At 42.9% G+C, this 17,465-nt stretch carries 11 protein-coding genes and 1 pseudogene; 3 read left to right on the top strand and 9 right to left on the bottom strand.

Annotated features, from left to right (window positions below; genetic code table 11):
* Both V7K48_RS02485 and V7K48_RS02480 read left to right on the top strand, forming a co-directional pair.
* Positions 1 to 1,164: pseudogene (locus tag V7K48_RS02485) on the top strand (hypothetical protein); the annotation flags it as partial.
* A complete protein-coding gene (locus V7K48_RS02480) occupies positions 1,161 to 3,884 on the top strand; it encodes a pentapeptide repeat-containing protein (protein ID WP_335069275.1) in 2,724 nt (907 codons plus the stop codon). The pseudogene V7K48_RS02485 and the gene V7K48_RS02480, both read left to right, overlap by 4 nt.
* Before the next feature lie 18 nt (positions 3,885 to 3,902).
* Here the strand turns inward: V7K48_RS02480 and recG are convergent, their stop codons facing one another.
* The 5 genes from recG to V7K48_RS02455 form a co-directional block, all read right to left on the bottom strand.
* On the bottom strand, positions 3,903 to 6,386 hold the full coding sequence (gene recG / locus V7K48_RS02475; protein ID WP_335069273.1) for an ATP-dependent DNA helicase RecG: 2,484 nt from the start codon (positions 6,384 to 6,386) through the stop codon (positions 3,903 to 3,905).
* A gap of 123 nt (positions 6,387 to 6,509) precedes the next feature.
* On the bottom strand, positions 6,510 to 7,364 hold the full coding sequence (locus V7K48_RS02470) for a hypothetical protein (RefSeq protein WP_335069271.1): 855 nt from the start codon (positions 7,362 to 7,364) through the stop codon (positions 6,510 to 6,512).
* Positions 7,365 to 7,626: 262 nt separating this feature from the next.
* Complete coding sequence (tsf, locus tag V7K48_RS02465; RefSeq protein WP_335069269.1) at positions 7,627 to 8,571, bottom strand: translation elongation factor Ts; 945 nt, start codon at positions 8,569 to 8,571, stop codon at positions 7,627 to 7,629.
* A gap of 565 nt (positions 8,572 to 9,136) precedes the next feature.
* Positions 9,137 to 9,931: a 30S ribosomal protein S2 gene (gene rpsB, locus V7K48_RS02460; RefSeq protein WP_335069267.1), complete on the bottom strand. Its 795-nt coding sequence runs from the start codon at positions 9,929 to 9,931 to the stop codon at positions 9,137 to 9,139.
* 759 nt (positions 9,932 to 10,690) lie between these two features.
* Positions 10,691 to 11,488, bottom strand: coding sequence for an HAD family hydrolase (locus V7K48_RS02455; RefSeq protein WP_335069265.1), 798 nt, complete (start codon positions 11,486 to 11,488; stop codon positions 10,691 to 10,693).
* Positions 11,489 to 11,592: 104 nt separating this feature from the next.
* Between V7K48_RS02455 and V7K48_RS02450 the strand changes: the two genes are divergently transcribed.
* On the top strand, positions 11,593 to 12,414 hold the full coding sequence (locus V7K48_RS02450) for a hypothetical protein (RefSeq protein WP_335069285.1): 822 nt from the start codon (positions 11,593 to 11,595) through the stop codon (positions 12,412 to 12,414).
* A gap of 591 nt (positions 12,415 to 13,005) precedes the next feature.
* Here V7K48_RS02450 and V7K48_RS02445 read toward each other — a convergent pair.
* The 4 genes from V7K48_RS02445 to V7K48_RS02430 form a co-directional block, all read right to left on the bottom strand.
* A complete protein-coding gene (locus V7K48_RS02445; RefSeq protein WP_335069263.1) occupies positions 13,006 to 13,713 on the bottom strand; it encodes a DevA family ABC transporter ATP-binding protein in 708 nt (235 codons plus the stop codon).
* A 126-nt stretch (positions 13,714 to 13,839) separates the two neighbouring features.
* Positions 13,840 to 14,994, bottom strand: a complete 1,155-nt coding sequence (devC, locus tag V7K48_RS02440) for an ABC transporter permease DevC (protein WP_335069261.1) — start codon at positions 14,992 to 14,994, stop codon at positions 13,840 to 13,842.
* Between the two features lie 193 nt (positions 14,995 to 15,187).
* Positions 15,188 to 16,612, bottom strand: coding sequence for an HlyD family efflux transporter periplasmic adaptor subunit (locus tag V7K48_RS02435; RefSeq protein ID WP_335069259.1), 1,425 nt, complete (start codon positions 16,610 to 16,612; stop codon positions 15,188 to 15,190).
* A 615-nt stretch (positions 16,613 to 17,227) separates the two neighbouring features.
* Complete coding sequence (locus V7K48_RS02430) at positions 17,228 to 17,350, bottom strand: hypothetical protein (protein ID WP_335069257.1); 123 nt, start codon at positions 17,348 to 17,350, stop codon at positions 17,228 to 17,230.
* Positions 17,351 to 17,465 lie beyond the last annotated feature (115 nt).

Here is a 17,465-nt window from a genome sequence, read left to right as displayed (position 1 = left end):
GTCACGAAATTAGATGACGGGACGGCTCGTTTGTGGGACATTCAGGGCAAACAGTTAACAAACTTTGGCAATCTCAACAATATTAGTGACATCAGATTCAGTCCCAATAGGCAGTTTATAGTAACAGTTAGCATAAGTAGTGAGGTACGGTTGCAAGTTACCAATAAAGCTACGGGTAAAAGCGATACTCAAACCTTTAATTTGATATCCAACAAAAGTTTTAAAGAATTTCAGAAAAGATTAATCAACTGGCTGATTATGTTTGGTTACATTAACGGTTCTTTGGTCGCCTTGGTGTTACCGGGAGGATATGTCCTTGCCCGATTGATTGCCGAACGCAACGCCAAACCGCATGATTTTCCTCCTCTGCCTCAGCGCAATGAAGAAACACCAAGCACTATTTCCGCTTTAAATCAAGATATCAAAGATGAAGTGCAAGTGGCTCAAGCTATCCATCAGGGAACTCGCCAAGATACTAATATGCTCTTAAGTTCCTTTACAGAGTCCAATGAATACTTTCCGATGACAGGTCGGCAAATGAAACAAAGCTGGCGATATCTGCGCCGATTTATTCGCGAAGGTCCTTCCATTGAACTCGATGTGGAAGCAACGGTTGAGCAAATGAGCCGCCAGGGAATGTTGCTTCACCCTGTATTCAAACCCCGTCGAGTGAATCGGAATGAACTGCTATTGCTAGTGGATCAAGATGGCTCGATGGCTCCTTTTCATTCTCTGTCAGAACGCCTAGCCGAGACAGCAATTCACGGGGGGCGACTGGGTAAAGCGGGTATCTATTATTTCCATAATTGCCCCAGTCAACATCTCTACCACGATTCCTATCACCAAGTCGCCGAGCCAATTAGTGACGTTCTGGCAAAACTTCATCCTGAATATGCAGAAATTTTGATTTTCAGCGATGCTGGGGCGGCTCGTGGTACTTTCAATCGAGAACGCCTGGATTTGACAACTGAATTTCTAGACCAACTTCGGCAAAAATTACGTCACATCGCTTGGCTCAATCCCCTGCCACGCGATCGCTGGACGGGAACAGCCGGGGAAGTTGCCAAAATAGTTCCCATGTTTGAACTCAGTCGCCAAGGTTTAACTCAGGCGATCGATGTATTACGAGGAAAACCGACAGCACAGGTGGTAAGAAAGCGATGATTCAAGAGGATAGAAAAAGTTCTGAAAGGCGATCAAAAACTGCCAGCCGAAAAATTGCCTCTTTTGAAAAACGATTTGGTCAGTCACACTTATATCTGGCTTATCATGCCGCTTTCCCTCTCGCCCTTACCCCCGATTTACTCTATCGCCTCTGGGCGAACTTTCAACAAGATATTAACGGTAAACATCTCAATCTTCCTTGGATTGCTGTCTCGGATATTCTGCTGTCTAGTTTATGTAACGAAGTCGGACAAGAACTCTATGAGATGGATGAAGCAGTCCGGGATGAACTGCTAAAACGACTACAAGCCAAGGAAAATTTTGGTCAGAAACGTATTCAGGAACTGTCTGACTTTTTGTTGGAATACGTGCGGAAGCAGTTGCACAGTAATGATCCCGATTTGCGGGACTTTGCCCAAGCTCAACAATGGACAGTCTTAGCTTATACAAAACCAGGAAAAGCTGCCCAGGAAGTAGCTTTAGCTTTTCAGCAATTGGGATTAGATTCTATAGGCTCAGTATCGTCTGATAAGGCTGAATTGGTGCGGATGGCTTCACTGGTGAAAACCTTTGCCGAACCTTTAGCAGAAGCGGGATTAGAGCCGCTATTAGTCTATGCCCGTGGGATGGATAGTTGGGCGCGGGGCAAGATTCAAATCGCGGCAGAACATTTGGCGCAAGTTACTGAAGGGGGAAAGATTCAAATCGCGGGGGTAGATTTACCCATTCCTGAAGCAGTGCAGAGCCATTCAGCCCAATCTCCCTTGACAGTGGGGCAAGACTATAGCAGTAAAAATCTACGAGGTCGTTCCTTCAAAGGTCAAGACCTGACGGGCGCAAATTTTAGTAATGCCGACATCCGTAGTACCGATTTTACGAATGCCACCCTGATTGGGGCAAACTTTAGCCGTGCAACAACGGGCTTACAACGGCGTTGGGCAAGTGGGATAATCTTGTTTTCTTTACTGCTGCTTATTATATTGGGACTAATTACTACCCTAGTTAGTTCTCTGGCATCGTTTTCTCTGTACCTAGCTTTAGATGCTTTACCGCTCCAAAATGAGGAAATTATTTACACTGCTGTTGGCTCAATGAGCCCCCTATTGTTTCTAATTCTCTGCATCACAACCCTTAATAGAAATCTGAAACCTGTTTGGAGTGCAGGTGCTTTAGCTTTATTTGGTTCATTTTTATTCGCTGCAAGTTTAATTTTTCTTTTTGTTTGGGTTTGGGGCTGGTTTAATAGCAATAAGTCAAATCTTATTCTTCCTATCACTTCTGCTGGCATTGCTTTAATTTTAGCTTTAGCCTTAGCTAGAGTGATGACGGGTAAAATTGTGAGTTGGTGGACGGCGTTAGCTGGAGTAGCTGTAACGTTAATTTTAACTGCTGCTTTCTTTATGGGAAAATCTTCTGTCCCTGTCACCGTAATTGTGGCTTTAGCTGTAATTGCGACAGTTTTGGCTTTAGGACTAATTTGGGTTGGCAATCGGGTTAAGAGATTGTCTAGGATTTTAGCTATCGTTAGCATCTTTGCTGTAATTATTACTCTGGTTACAGGTGTAATTTTGATTGTCAATCAGACTCCAGTTGCACAAGTAGCTTGGATAGTACCCTTAAGTGCGATTTTGGCTATAGTTATTGCTACTTCTTTCATTATCCCTTTGATGCTCTCTGGAGTTGCTTCCTTACCGGGGGCTTTTATCGGAACTCTAATAATACCTACTGCGATCGCTATATTGTTCACTCTATTTTGGGCAAGTCCTTCAAGCAATTCATGGATAATATTTAGAGTATTTATGGTGATTATGGAAATTTCAATCCTCGCTGCAATAATTGGTTGGGCAACGATTATCACCATAGCTATTACTGTTAATTTAACTTGGGCTGAAGCTGATAGTAAAGCGATTGCGATAGGCTGGACTTTAGCTGGAACCCTGCCTCTAATCGTTGGTGCAGTGGTTATAGCTTTATTCGCCATTCCTTTTCTACCCGCTCTAAGTTTTAAGCTGTGGTCTTTTCAAATCTCTGTTGTAGTCGGAACCATTTTAGCTGGCTCAATTTTGCTATTAGGAACTTATATTGGTTGGCGAGCCTTAGTCAAGGACAAGAAATTTACCTCTATCTGCGATTTAGCCATTACCTTTGCAGCCCAAGGAGGTACTAGCTTCCAAGGTGCTAATTTAACTGATGCCAATTTCACCGAAGCAACCCTCACAAATGCCGATTTCAGAGATGCCAACCTGACAAGAACTATATGGTTTCACGCACAAAAACTCTACCTTGCTTGCGTAGAAAATAGCTACCTTCAATTTCCCCAGATACAGCAGCTAGTGATTACTGGCATCGGGCAGGATCAAAACTTTGATAATCTAAATTTACAAGGAATCAACTTACAGCAAGCCAATTTAGCTGATGCCAGTTTCATTAATACTAATCTCAGCGAAGCTAATTTACGACAGACTGATTTATCAAGAACTAAGCTGATTAAAACAAAATTAGATAATGCTGATCTATTTGGTGCTTGTCTAACAGGTGGTTATATTCAAGATGTGGAGATAACAACTGCAACTAAATTAAGAGGGTTAGAGTGCCAATATATCTTTACAAGACTACCAACCAAAGAAGATCCAGATCCCGGTCGTATTCCAGAAGATTACCGAAGAATTTTCCAACCCGGAGAATTCCGCAGTTTCCTGCGGAGATTGAGCTACGATTAAATCGAGTTTGCGCTAAATCTAAGTCAAAATCGCCCCACCCATTAAGCGCTCATATCTATATTTCAACTCTTCTTTCATCAAATACCAACGCTCTAAAGTAACATCCATCTCTATAATTTTCTCTGCTGCTTGCCGTGCCAAAAGTAAAACTTCTTCATCTTCAACCAAGCTGGCTAACGTAAAATCTGGCACTCCAGATTGACGAGTTCCTAGTACTTGCCCTGGCCCGCGAAAACGCATATCCATTTCAGATATAAAAAAGCCATCCTGAGATTGTTCCAACACTTTCAACCGTTGTTGAGCATCAGGACTCCTAGAACTGCTCATCAACAGACAGTAGGACTGAGCCGCGCCACGACCGACACGCCCCCGCAGTTGATGCAGTTGTGATAAGCCAAATCGCTCTGCATTTTCAATGAGCATTACTGTAGCGTTAGGTACGTCTACACCAACCTCAACAACGGTAGTAGAAACTAAAATTTGCGTTTGGTTATCACGGAATTTAGTAATCGCTTCATCCTTATCCGCTGAACTCATGCGACCATGCAGCAGCCCTACTTGAAAGTCGGGAAAAACGCTTTCTTGTAACTTTTGATGCTCCTCCACAGCCGATCGCAGATCCAGTTTTTCTGATTCTTCCACTAACGGCAAAACCACGTAAACTTGTCTACCTTGGGCAATTTCTCGGCGGATGAGGTCGTAAGCATGGTTGCGTTGCTGACCTGGCAATACTGTTGTTTGAATCTTTTGCCGTCCTGGTGGTAACTCATCAATTTGGCTTACATCCAAATCCCCGTGTATCGTCAGTGCTAAGGTTCTGGGAATCGGGGTAGCTGTCATCGTTAACACATGTGGTTGTTCACCTTTTTGCTGTAAACGCGCCCGTTGTTCTACCCCAAAGCGATGCTGTTCATCGATCACCACTAACCCTAGTTGCTGGAAGTTTACCGGGTCTTGAATCAAGGCATGGGTTCCCACTAACAGCGGCAATTCACCAGTTCCTAACTGAGAATGTATTTGTCTTCGTTTAGCAGTTTTGGTGGAACCTGTCAGTAATTCCACTGGTAAATACAGCAGGTTAAACCAGCTAACTAACTTGCGATAATGTTGTTCTGCCAAAACTTCTGTGGGAGCCATCAGCGCCGCTTGGTAGCCAGATTGAATCGCTGCAAGGATAGCCAGCACGGCGACGACCGTTTTACCAGAACCGACATCGCCTTGTACCAAACGATTCATTGGCACAGGTTTTTGCAAATCGTTGAGAATGTCATTGAGAACTCGTTGCTGTGCGCCAGTGAGTTGAAAAGGCAGTATTTCGTGGAATTTCTCTACAAGTTGGCCTCGTGCGACAAGGATGGCGCTGGTTTGAATCGCCCTTGCTTGCTGCTGACGTTGCAGTAAACCAAGTTGTAGGTAGAAAAATTCATCAAAGACTAGGCGACGACGAGCAACTTGTAGGGCGGCGCTATCACTGGGAAAGTGGATATTAGCGATCGCATCTTTCAATTCCATCAAACCATACTTCTGTCGCAAACCATTTGGCAGAGGGTCTTTCAGGTAAGTTGCAGCCGGCAAAGCAGCAATTACCGCTTGTCGCACTGTATTTGCCACCACACCCTCAGTCAGTCCATAAATTGGCACCACCCGCCCAATATTCAGCGACTCAATCGAATCTCCTGGATTTGCCAAAACCTCTAGTTCTGGATTATCCAGTGTCAAGCCGTATTTACTTTCTTTCACCAACCCACACGCCGCCAGAATACTACCTACTGGATAACGACGTTTTAAACTTTCTTGCCAAGCCCGACTGCTAAAGCGTGTACCTGCGTAAAAACGACCAATTTTGATTTGACCACTGTTATCTTTTACTACCAGTTCTAAAATTGATAATTTCTGATTTTTAGGGCTAGTAAAGCAGTTGCAACGCTTCACAGTTGCCACTATTGTCACTGTCTCACCTGCCTGTAACTCGCGGATATTTACCTGACGCGCATAATCAATGTGGTCACGGGGATAGTAGAAAAGCAAGTCGTGGACGGTGTGTAAACCAAGCCGTGCCAAATTATCAGCTTTTTTGAAGCCTATTTCTGGTAAATCACTGAGTTTTTGCTCAATTTTCGGGGCAAGCCTTCGACTCACCTCAGCAACAATTGGAGATTTTGGATTTTGGATTTTTTTCCCCTGCTCCCCTGCTCCCCTGCTCCTCTGCTCCCCCTGCTCCCCCTGCTCCTCTTGCTGTAGTTGGGAAAGATACCTGCGAGTCTCTGCTACTAAATGTTGTCTTTCTTCCAGTGCTAAATGTGGATAACTAGCAAATTGCACCGCTAGCCCTTGCCAACGGCGGCGTTCAGTTTGGGGTAAGCATGTAGGAAATTTGCCCAAAGTTAGGCTGAGAAATTCGCTGAAGCGGTATTCTCTGCCCATCAAGTCTGTAAAGCCACGTTCGGCTTCTATTGCCAAGGCTTTGTGCAATCGTATCCAATCTGGTTTTTCATTAGTCATTGATCAGCAGAGTGAGGAGTGAGGAGTGAGGAGTTAGGAGTAGAGACGCGATTAATCGCGTCTGTACAGGAGTTAGGAATAAATTACTCATAACTCATAACTCATAATTCATAACTCATAACTTTATTCAAACCAACTAGCACGCCATGCAGCTTCAGCTTCAGCGATCGCTCTTTCTCGATGTTTCTTTTGATACTCTCGTCCTAGCTTGTTTAGCTGAACTAAGATACTGCGGATTTGCCTGCGCTCAGAGGAGAGTGTGACATCAGCAAATTCAATTTCCCCTAGCCGCAGGTTAATAGCCATGATTTGCGTCAGTCCAGAATCTTCTGACTGCTGCTCATTTTCAATTTCAATTACTAAGTTTAATAAGTTGGGTGGCCCTGGCATTACCTCGGCAGATGCTTCTGATGCTGCCGCAGCCGCTGCTGCTAAAATCGGTTCTGGTAATTTTTTGGGTAATATCCCAGCTTTTTGTAATAAAAGATTAGCATCATGCGAAAGTTTTTTCAGTATCTCTTGCGTAACCTCTTCTAAATTCTGTTGCCATTTTGCCAGTTCTATAGGACTAGAGGTGTCCGGGGTATGAGGCTCAGGGGTAGATGTGCCCAGGATCACACCAGATGAGGAGGATGTTACTCCCTCATCTGTTCCATCTCCCTCATCTTTCTCATCTGTTCCATCTACCCCTACTTCCTCACTTTTAATACAAGTGAGCAATTGCTCAGATGCCAGTTGACCCAACTTACGGATAGCTTGTTGCAATTGTTGGCGCTGATTCAATGATAAATGCAGAAAGTTTTCGGGATATCCCTGAGTACAAAGGTGGTAACTCGCCAGAATCAACTGTTTTCGTACAGCTAGCCCCAAGGTGTTTAGATAACTAGCATAAGCGCTTTGTAGTTCTACTGCGATCGCCTGAATCGCTTCTTTCAGTGCTGCAATATCCCGTTCAATTCGCTCGATTGCTCTTGCCATATCTTTTCGTTCTTGCCCATATGAACTATTGCATAGTACAAATGTACAAATTTATTTTAGGATAACTTTCTAGAGGATTTTAGATTTTAAATTAAATGCGATATTTCGCGTCTCTACTAATAAAAGACAGGTCAGGCTATTTGCTTGACCTGTCTTTTAAGCAGTTAGGAGTTAAGAATTATGAATGATGAATTATGAAGCTAACTTCCTAACTCCTGTACAGACGCGATTAATCGCGTCTCTCCTAACTCCTAACTAATTATTACTTCCCGCCCATTTGTGCAGCGACTTCTTCAGCAAAGTTACTTTCTTGCTTTTCAATGCCTTCGCCCAGTATATAGCGGATAAAGCGAGTCACTTGAATCTCTTCGCCTAATTGCGTCTTCACTTGCTTCACCAAGTCTTCTACGGAAATACTTTGATCGCGAATGTAAGGCTGATCGAGCAAGGTCAATTCTTTCAGGCGTTTTTCAATTCGTCCCTGAACAATCTTTTCTTTGATATTATCTGGCTTGTTCGCCAAATCATCCTTGCCCATTTCAATGTCTTTTTCCTTTTGGGCAATTTCAGCGGGGATTTGGTCTACGCTCACATACTCGACATTTGGACAAGCCGCAACTTGCATTGCAGCGTTTCGTGCCAAGGTTTGGAACTCTGAATTAGCAGCCACTGACTCAGTTTGAGAACCCAGTTCTACCAATACACCAACTCGACCGCCAGTGTGAATGTAGCTGTCTACTATACCTTGTGTGCTTTCTGCTAGTGCAAAGTTGACAAAGCGACGTACTTGGATATTTTCACCGAGGGTGGCAATAGTTTGCTTGATGAATTCTTCTACAGTCCCACTTTGATTATCAGCATAGTGTTGAGCCAACAAAGATTCAACACTATCAGCAGTCGCTGCTTGCTTTGCCAGGTTCTTAACTAAAGCTTTGAAAGCCTCGTTACGAGCAACAAAGTCGGTTTGGCAGTTAACTTCAATGAGTACACCCACTCTACCACCGGGCTGAATGTAAGTGTCTACTAGACCTTCTGCCGCAACGCGATCACTTTTTGTTCCCGCCTTAGAGATGCCCTTTTTCCGTAGCCAGTCTACGGCTTCTTCTATGTTACCATCAGTCTCTGTCAGCGCCTTTTTGCAGTCCAAAATGCCGGCACCAGTTTTTTGGCGTAGCTCTTGGACGAGTTTTGCAGATATTTCCGCCATGTTGCCTCAATTCCTAACTTGACCTCGAGTTGTAATCGCTCACGGGTGTTGAGTATTTCTATCTTACTCAGGGCTGGGGGAGAAAAAATAATCAAGTACAAAAGTATGAGGTATGAGTTTTTTTGCCTCTACCTTAGCCTACGAGTTGCCGCAGGTTAGGGCGGTTGCTGCTACTCTGCAAGAAGCAACCGCCCTCCCTCGAACACTTACTTCACCCCTGCTTTACGATCAATTTTAGATTTTGGATTTTGGATTTTGGATTAGAAGAATTTTTTGGTTCATGCCCCGTCCCTTGTGAAGCCACTGCGGTCTTCTCCCAAAGGGAGAGGCTAGCGCCAAGGGGTCTCCCCAAGTAGAGCAAGTGGCGTGGCAGAACTAATCTAAAAGATGCTCTCTACGTTCGCGCAGCGTGTCACAGACAGACGCTCTTGCTAGCTTGCTTCAACCTAGAAGTACACAAACTCGAACAGGCTGCGAAGAAAGCAAATCTAAAATCCTTAAACCCTGTCGCCTTGGGGGCAGCGTCAATCCAAAATTGCAAATCTAAAATCCAAAATTGGTTGACTTATTCCTCTTCTTCCTCGTCAGGAATTACGGCGTCAGTATATTCGGTTTCTTCGTAGTCTTCGTCATACTCTCCGCCTTCGTAATCTTCGTCATACTCTTCAGTATCCAGCTGACCGTGACGACCTTCATAAATGGCATCCGCCAATTTTCCTACTATCAGCTTAATTGACCTGATAGCATCGTCGTTTGCTGGGATGGGGATATCTACTACATCTGGGTCACAGTTTGTATCCAGCATGGACACAATAGGAATATTCAGCTTTTGGCATTCTTGAACTGCGTTATATTCCCGCCGTTGGTCTACAATTACCACGATATCGGGTACTTTCCGCATTGTTTTAATGCCGCCCAAGTATTTTTGAAGCTTCGTCATTTCCCGACGTAGCATTGATGCTTCTTTTTTCGGTAATAAATCTAGTGCGCCAGTTTCCTCACGGCGTTCTAAATCTTTTAGACGGTCTACCCGTGTTTTGATGGTTGCCCAGTTGGTCAACATTCCGCCCAACCAGCGTTGGTTAATATAGTAGGAACCACAACGGCTGGCTTCTTGGGCAATAATTCCAGCTGCTTGCCGCTTTGTGCCAACAAAAAGAAATTTCTTCCCTTGTTCAGCGTGCGATCGCATATAGTTGTAAGCATTATCCATCAACTGGGCAGTTTGCACCAAGTCAATGATGTGTACACCATTGCGGGAAGTGTAAATGTAAGGAGACATTTTTGGGTTCCAACGCCGGGTTTGATGCCCAAAGTGAACCCCTGACTCCATCATTTGAGCCAATGAAACGACTGGCATATATTTTCTAACTCCGATTCGGGTTAAACCTCCATCCAAGCGTATTTCCCAACAGGGAAACACCCGAATTCTTAGATGTGCGAGATTAGTTAACCATACTAAGTTAGCATATTCTGAAGAGTTATAGCGGTTTTCAGTGGTGTGAGCCGATTCCCCGACTTGAGCAAACTAGCATATCTTTTTTAGGGGCGCACAGCTAGCTCACTTGTGTCAACGAAGAGCCAGGGCGAATGAAATTTGCAGAGTTTACGGGGATACAAACGAAGCCCACCTTTGTGGGCTAATGGGAAATCAAGCTTTTTTAACCCACGTAGGCGTGTTTTGTCTGTGTGGATGCGGTTTCTAACCGCCGCAATCCACCAAGCCACGCCACCAATAAAAGCGATTATCCTGTATCCCTATACAAATCTATATGATTAGTCATGCTTGGCGATCGCGATCGCACCAGAGGGAAAACTTGCTACTTCGTCCCGCGTTACCAAAAGTGGTTACTGGGAAGGAAGGCGATCGACTATAACCAATAGTAGCAACCTGTTATCATTCTCAGAACTAGTTGTTACAAATGCCTAACCAATGGACGTCATCTGGAGACGATGCCTACGACGGGCGTAGCTATAGCAACTTCTGGACTTACACCCTGCATGTTACTGAATAGTATCGGGGTCTACAAGATTTCTGATTCGACACTAACTGGTAAAGTAGCCCTCATGGTTATAAAATCAGTGCTACAAGATTATTGTAGAATAACTCTACTTCTCTCTAAGTTGAAATGTGCAAGCTTTTCAAAATATAACTAGATAACTCACAAAATCCTTCCGCTTCAGCAGCAGTGGTAATGTAAGCAGGGTGATATTTCAACTGATTCACATATTCCAGCACGTTTGCCACGCCTACAGAAATAGGAAAATAACGCCGATCAAATAAACTTTCATCATTGGGACTATCACCAACAGTGACAATTTGTTCTGGTGAGTACTGCGGCAAATATTCGCGCAATACTTGCAAAAATCCCACAGCTTTATCTTGCCCTTGGGGTTTAATGTGACACTGGACGTTGCTATAGGTAAATCCCCAGCCCATTTGTTGACAAAGATTATCTAGGGTTTGTAGTTCATCTTGACTCAAACCAGCTACATCAAAAGTCCAGTCGGTAATGCGAAAGCGATTATCAATAGATTCTTGGATTTGGGGAAATTTAGTTTGTAAATTCTCAAAAGTTGTAGCCAAGTGCTGGCGATGTTTAGCTAAATCAGGAATGGGTGTTAAGACTACTGGTTTCTGGTTCCCAGGCGGAAAGTATAAACCACCATTTTCTGCCATAGCACCTGCCACTGGCATCAAGCTATTCAATCCATTTACCCACCCAGCAGAACGTCCTGTGACAATCAGCACTTTTATGTCAGCTGCCGCTAAATCCTCTAAAGCTTGCAGCAGTGCGGGAGTAAATTTTCCTCGTCTAGTTAGAGTGCCATCCATATCTGTGGCAATCAGACGAATATTGCTCAAAGCAGTAGATGAAACCTCAGACAGGGCAGAGAGGCTCAAATGTTTGGACATATGCGGTTTGTAAAAAGCTGTAAAAAATATTCATGATACAGCAAGATGGCATTGAAGATTTGGGCATCCTAAACATCAGGAGTCAAGTTTTTCAGTTTCCAACCATGCCCACTTCGATGTTTCTTGCCCAATCCTCCGGGACAAAGACTAAAAAGGCATCCCAGGAAGTGCCAGCAAGTAATCCTCAAATGCCACCATTATTGGTGATAACCTGTGGAGGACTGGCTTTAGCGGTGATTGCCTTGATTGTGTATAGTAAGCTCCAGATAAATAAGCTGGAGAAAAAACTTAAGTTTGAACAATTCCGCGCGCGAGAACTAGAAAAAAAGTTTAAGCTGGCGCTGGAAACAATTCGCAAAATGGAAACTAATCCCGATTTGGTCAACTCACGGGACTTTAACCTGGATTATCTGCGAATGCGGATGTCAGAGGAGGTGTTTCATTTTGCAATCCTTAATCAAGTGAAGATTCAGATCAAAGAAAAAGTTTCTCAAGCCCTGCGGCCAAATCAAGCACAACTTGGATCAGTCGGAATTGCTAATAACGCTGGACGGCAAGTAGATGAAATTTTTGATGTAGAGTATGAGACTGGTAGTCCAGCAAACTCTGCCAAACGAGTTCTGTTTCGGATTCAAATCCGGTTGACGAAGTTACCGACGCAAGCAAGTTCTGCGACTATTAGTCAAATTATTGACTGTATAGAAACTTACCTAAGCCCTATAGAAGACGAAGATAGTTGGCAACCAATAATTCAAGGTAGGATTGCTACCATGCATTGGGATCAAAAGGCTAAACCTACGCCTCTACTGGTGCTGGAGCAATCGAATGAAGGCGTGAATGTGACTTTTCGCACTAGTCGTCAACCAAATACCCCAACTCAGCCAAAGCCACCTGGAATGAAACAATCAGATTCGGCTAGACAGTAAATTATGGCTTTAAGTAGGTAGACGTAATTAAATGTAAGATAAAACTTTTGTTCATAATATATACAAATACGTTGGTAGGGGCACAGCAATGCTTATGGGTGTCAAGTTAGTTTCCAGCCTCTAGCTGGAAACGCTCTTCATTGGGCTGCTACCGTAAGTCTTGTAGCCTCCCATAGGCATTCCCAGTCGGAGACTCTTAACGAGACACAGAGAATTGGTATTACGAGTAAATCAGGACTTACGCACAGGTAACGGAAAATCAAACCGCAGAGTCCGCAGAGAAGCCAGTGCGCTCTTGCGGTTAAAAGACTTGTACCCCTCCGGGGAAGCAAGCTACGCTCTTAGCGTTCCCGTAGGGTAGCAACTGGCGCGATACGGAGAAATAAGAGTTTCAGAGAGTTCTTGCCTAAGTCCTATATTTATAAGACTCATGTTTTATTTTTGAAAAAACTCCGTACAACTCAAAAAGCCTTCTTTCCTGTTGTTTATTGCCTGTTAAGCCAAGTAAGTTCAAAAATCAAAGCAGATTCCTATAGGTAATGTTTGTTTGCGTCACAGCTTAGTTATTAGTTGTGATTTCTGACTTTGGAATCATAACCCAATAGCTGCATTGGGGGAATTACGGGTTAAAAGACCATCTTCCATTTCTACGATGCGATCAGCTATGTCTAAAATCCGGTTGTCGTGTGTCACTAATAAGATAGTAGTTCCCTGATTTTTGGCCAGACTCTGCATTATTTCTACAACGTCGCGTCCAGATTGTTTGTCTAATGCAGCTGTTGGTTCGTCTGCTAGTACCAGTGGGGGACGATTTACTAAAGCACGGGCGATCGCAATTCTTTGTTTTTGTCCACCAGAAAGATTGTCTGGGTAGTAATCAACTTGTTTTTCTAGACCAACAGACCCCAACATGGCTTTTGATTTAGCCACTGCTTCTGTTTGAGAAATATTATTATTCAATTCTACCGCCATTTGCACATTTTGCTTCGCAGTCAAGAACCCTAGCAAATTGTGAGCTTGGAAAATATAACCAATGCTGCGTCGCATCTGCACCAGTTTGTTTTGACTGACGCCAAATAGTTCTTCATCTAAAAATTTCAAACTTCCCTCTTGTACAGAGCGCAAACCACCAATTAAGCTCAGTAATGTTGTTTTACCTGAACCTGATGGCCCAGTCATGATTATAATTTCACCAGAATAAATTTCTAGGTTGATATCAAATAATATCTGTTTTTTTAATGCGCCTTTGCCATAGTAATGATTGAGGTTTTTAATGGCAATCACAGGTTCTTTCATCATAAATTTCTTAGCTATAAGTTAGCAATTACAAGACGCAACAGTAGTAAATGTCAAAAACTAAGATTTCTTAATTATTAATCATAAACTATGATTATCAATAATATCTTTTAATTAATATTGAATTAACTAAAAGATATCTGCTGGATCGGCAGAACGCAATTTTCGGACTGCGATCGCACCAGAAACAAAGCACATAATTATAGTCAAAATTAACACCATTACGGCACGATCAAAACTCATAAAAACTGGTAAAAGCGTTGCTCCTCTGGCGGTATTATACATAAATAAAGCAAAAATAATTCCAGGAAAATATCCTAAAACTGCTAATAAAAAAGCCTCTTGAATAATGACTGTCAATAAATAGTTTTGTGTATAACCTATTGCCTTGAGAGTGGCATACTCAGCTAAGTGATCTGCAACTTCTGTATAAAGGATTTGATAAACAATCACAGTCCCTACTATGAAACCCATGACAGTTCCTAATGTGAAAATAAACCCAATAGCTGTACTATTAGCCCAATAATTCCGCTCAAAATCAATAAATTCTTGCTTAGTTAAAACATTTACCTCTTTAGGTAAATACTTTCGTAATTCTTGAGTAACCAGTCTAGTATCTGCTCCCGGTTTTAATCTAATCAGCCCAATATCAATTAATCCTTGCTGACGATTGGGAAATATCCGCATAAAGTTAATATCACTCGTAATTAAATTCCCATCTGCGCCAAATGATGCACCTAATGTAAATAGTCCCCCTACTTTAATTCGCCGCCTTCGCACTTCTGCTGTTACAGTCTTTCCTTGTTCATAATTAGCAGCAATTGGCCCATATTCAAGCCGAGAAGAACGGTCATATAAAACTACATCAGGCAGTTTGAGTTTATCTAAATTCTCCTGAACTCCAGGTAAGTTAACTAGGTTAATTTCTGGGTTCATTCCAAAAACAAGGATACTACGAGGACGTCCTGTTACAGGATTTTTCCAGGTTGTATAATCCAAATATATCGGATGTACTGATTGGACTGCGGGTAACTCTAAAGCTTTATATAACCGTCTTTGAGAAAAGCTCCTCATCGCCAGAACAGCGCTAGATTGACTATTTATTAAAACAATATCGCCCTGCAAGCTGCTATGAAATCGAACGTTACTATAATACAGAGCATCCCGGAAGCCGAGTTGCATAAACATTAAAATATCAGCGAAAGCAATTCCTGCCAAAGCCACAGCTAGGCGAGTTTTTTCTCTTGTCAGTTGTAGCCACGACAGAGGTATTTTTTGATTCATTTTTTAGGCATCCAAGCATGGTTAACAATTTTAGATTTTAGATTTTAGATTTTAGATTTTTACTTGAATCCATTCGGGTGACGCTCGATCAAATTTAGAGAATATTTGAAATTGATTAAGCAGTCTATTTAAGAATATTTTCAATCCAAAATATCAAATCAGAAATTGGTGTTACTGCTCACCTATAACTTAATTAGTTATTAATTTCGACAACAACTTTGGCGTAAGTTAAACCAGAAACTTTCTGGCTATCTTCTGGAGGCAGAGCAATTTTCACTTCTACGACTCTGGCATCCACATCTGCTGCTGGATCTGTATTTAGCACATCTTTTTTACCAATTTTTCTGCCAATTTCAGTGACAATTCCCTTTAATTCGTCGCTAAATGCTCCATTATCGCTGGTGATAGTGGCGTTTTGACCAATACGCACTTTACCAATACTGTCTTCGGGGATTTCAGCAATCACAAACATTTGACTGGTTTGTCCAATTTCAGCAATGCCATTTGCACCTATGGCTTCGCCTGACTTGGTGTAAACCTTTAAAATCTCTCCGGCAATTGGTGCTTGAACGTAGCTCAACCTCAGTTCTGCTTCGGCTTTTCTGACATTTGCGATCGCATTACTAACTTGGGCTTGTGCTACTTGCACATTGGTAGGACTAACATCTAAAATTTTGCTCAGTTTGGCCTTTTCTTCATCGATTTGTCTTTGCAAAGTTGCTAAAGTTTTGTCACGGTTAACTTTGGCTTCGATTAGCTGCTGTTGCAAAGTTGCTGAATTTTGTATTTGGTTAGCTCTAGCCTCAGCAACTTGCTGTCGTAGGGTTGCCAATGTCTGCTTTAGTGTAGCTTGGCTTTCGGCAACCTGCTGATTAGAAGTTACTGCACTCAAGCGTCTACTATCCCGTTCTTGCTGAGAAATCGCACCTTCTCGGTATAAAAAATCATAGCGTCCGGCATCAACTTGGGCATTACGCTGTTGGGCTTTAATACGTGTAAGCGTTGCTCTAAGAGCTTCTCTTTGCCCACTGAGTTCAGCTTCTAGGCGATTTACAGTTGCTTGTTGAACGAGTTTATCCCCACTAAACTGGGCTGCAACCCGCGCGATCGTCGCTTGTTGAGCATCCCTTTCACCAACAAACTGCGCTTGTAGGCGAGCAATAACTGCTCTTTGGGCTTGAATATCTCTTGGAGATCCGGCTCTGATTTGTGCTAAATTCGCACTGGCTTCTTGCACTTTGGCTTTTGCCTCTTCTAGTCCGGCTATTTGCGTATCGCGGTTGTCCAAAATTGCCACAATTTGACCTCGCTTTACCTGTTCACCCTCTCTCACCAGAAGTTGCTGAATTCGTGACGATGGTGCTAATCCTGAAGCTGGGGCGGACAATTTAACAACTTCGCCTCGCGGTTCCAAACGCCCTACAGCACTAATGCTATTGGTAGATGGCATTACGGGTACGGATGTAGTTAGTTTTCTCAATTGCTCGATTTTGGCTGTACCTAGTATTCCAGCGGCGATTACTAGTGGCACAGCTACAGCGATACCCCACCAAATCTTAGGTTGTTCATGATTAAGTGGCTGCTCACTTGGTTTTGGCTTTTCAGTCACCCTTGACATAGTATGTTGCCCGTTTACCTGAATTGTGCTGATGGAAGTAAAAATAAAAGGGTTTTTAATTAACAGCCAGCCGTTTAGGACAAACAACAGTGGTTTAAAGCTGGGTATGGCTTAAAATCCATTGTGTGATGAACGCTCAACACTATGGTTTTGCAAAATGGTGTTTTCTATAGCGTAGGCGTAGCCCGCCGTAGGCATCGCTCGTTTGTATGCAATACACTAACCTCACTTCCCTTCTTTCCTAAAGGACAGGCTTTGAGGCTTACTTACATCTCCAACGCTACAAGGGTTGGGACTGTTCTTGTTAAGTTTGTATTGAAACCCAGAAGCACTATAGTAGCTGGCTATTCAATAACTCTGAGTATTATTGAGACATGAGTGCAATGGGAGTGAGCAGAATTCACAAGCAGTATGAATCTAGATGTAAAGACGCGACATATCACGTCTCTACACAAAATCCCAAATTGGTATGATGCGGTATTGTACTGCTACATTCATTCCGGCTACAATTAGCCACAAAATTGAAAAAAAACATTAAAAATAGACTGTTGCCAATGCTTGATACAATCTTGCTACAAAAATTAGTCTTCCTTAAGTCAATCAATGATTAACTAACTAAAAAATATCTGTTGACCCTTCTCTACGAGAGGCTGCGCCAACGGCTTCTCTGCGTTCGCGCAGCGTGTCGCAGACAGACGCTATGCGAACGCTCAAGGTCAACTTGAACATTCCTAACATTAGAGTTTCCTAAACTTTGTGGTCAATGAGTTAGCTGTCTATAGTTGCTTGCACCTACCAAGACAACAAACCATTTTGTAATATTCGCTTCAAAAACCTTACTACTCTCCCTGTT

The sequence above is a fragment of the Nostoc sp. genome, assembly GCF_036919615.1.
Lineage (GTDB): Bacteria > Cyanobacteriota > Cyanobacteriia > Cyanobacteriales > Nostocaceae > Nostoc.
Note: the sequence above shows the minus strand (reverse complement) of the source record. Positions and strands in the feature narration are given on the sequence as shown.

Bases quoted from the DNA above. Each gene is read 5' to 3' on its own strand.
- V7K48_RS02445 (WP_335069263.1), bottom strand. From the start codon at position 13,713: ATGATGAAAGAACCTGTGATTGCCATTAAAAACCTCAATCATTACTAT.
- V7K48_RS02470 (WP_335069271.1), bottom strand. From the start codon at position 7,364: ATGGCAAGAGCAATCGAGCGAATTGAACGGGATATTGCAGCACTGAAA.
- devC (WP_335069261.1), bottom strand. From the start codon at position 14,994: ATGAATCAAAAAATACCTCTGTCGTGGCTACAACTGACAAGAGAAAAA.
- V7K48_RS02450 (WP_335069285.1), top strand. From the start codon at position 11,593: ATGCCCACTTCGATGTTTCTTGCCCAATCCTCCGGGACAAAGACTAAA.
- V7K48_RS02455 (WP_335069265.1), bottom strand. From the start codon at position 11,488: ATGTCCAAACATTTGAGCCTCTCTGCCCTGTCTGAGGTTTCATCTACT.
- rpsB (WP_335069267.1), bottom strand. From the start codon at position 9,931: ATGCCAGTCGTTTCATTGGCTCAAATGATGGAGTCAGGGGTTCACTTT.
- V7K48_RS02430 (WP_335069257.1), bottom strand. From the start codon at position 17,350: ATGTTAGGAATGTTCAAGTTGACCTTGAGCGTTCGCATAGCGTCTGTC.
- V7K48_RS02480 (WP_335069275.1), top strand. From the start codon at position 1,161: ATGATTCAAGAGGATAGAAAAAGTTCTGAAAGGCGATCAAAAACTGCC.
- tsf (WP_335069269.1), bottom strand. From the start codon at position 8,571: ATGGCGGAAATATCTGCAAAACTCGTCCAAGAGCTACGCCAAAAAACT.
- V7K48_RS02435 (WP_335069259.1), bottom strand. From the start codon at position 16,612: ATGTCAAGGGTGACTGAAAAGCCAAAACCAAGTGAGCAGCCACTTAAT.
- recG (WP_335069273.1), bottom strand. From the start codon at position 6,386: ATGACTAATGAAAAACCAGATTGGATACGATTGCACAAAGCCTTGGCA.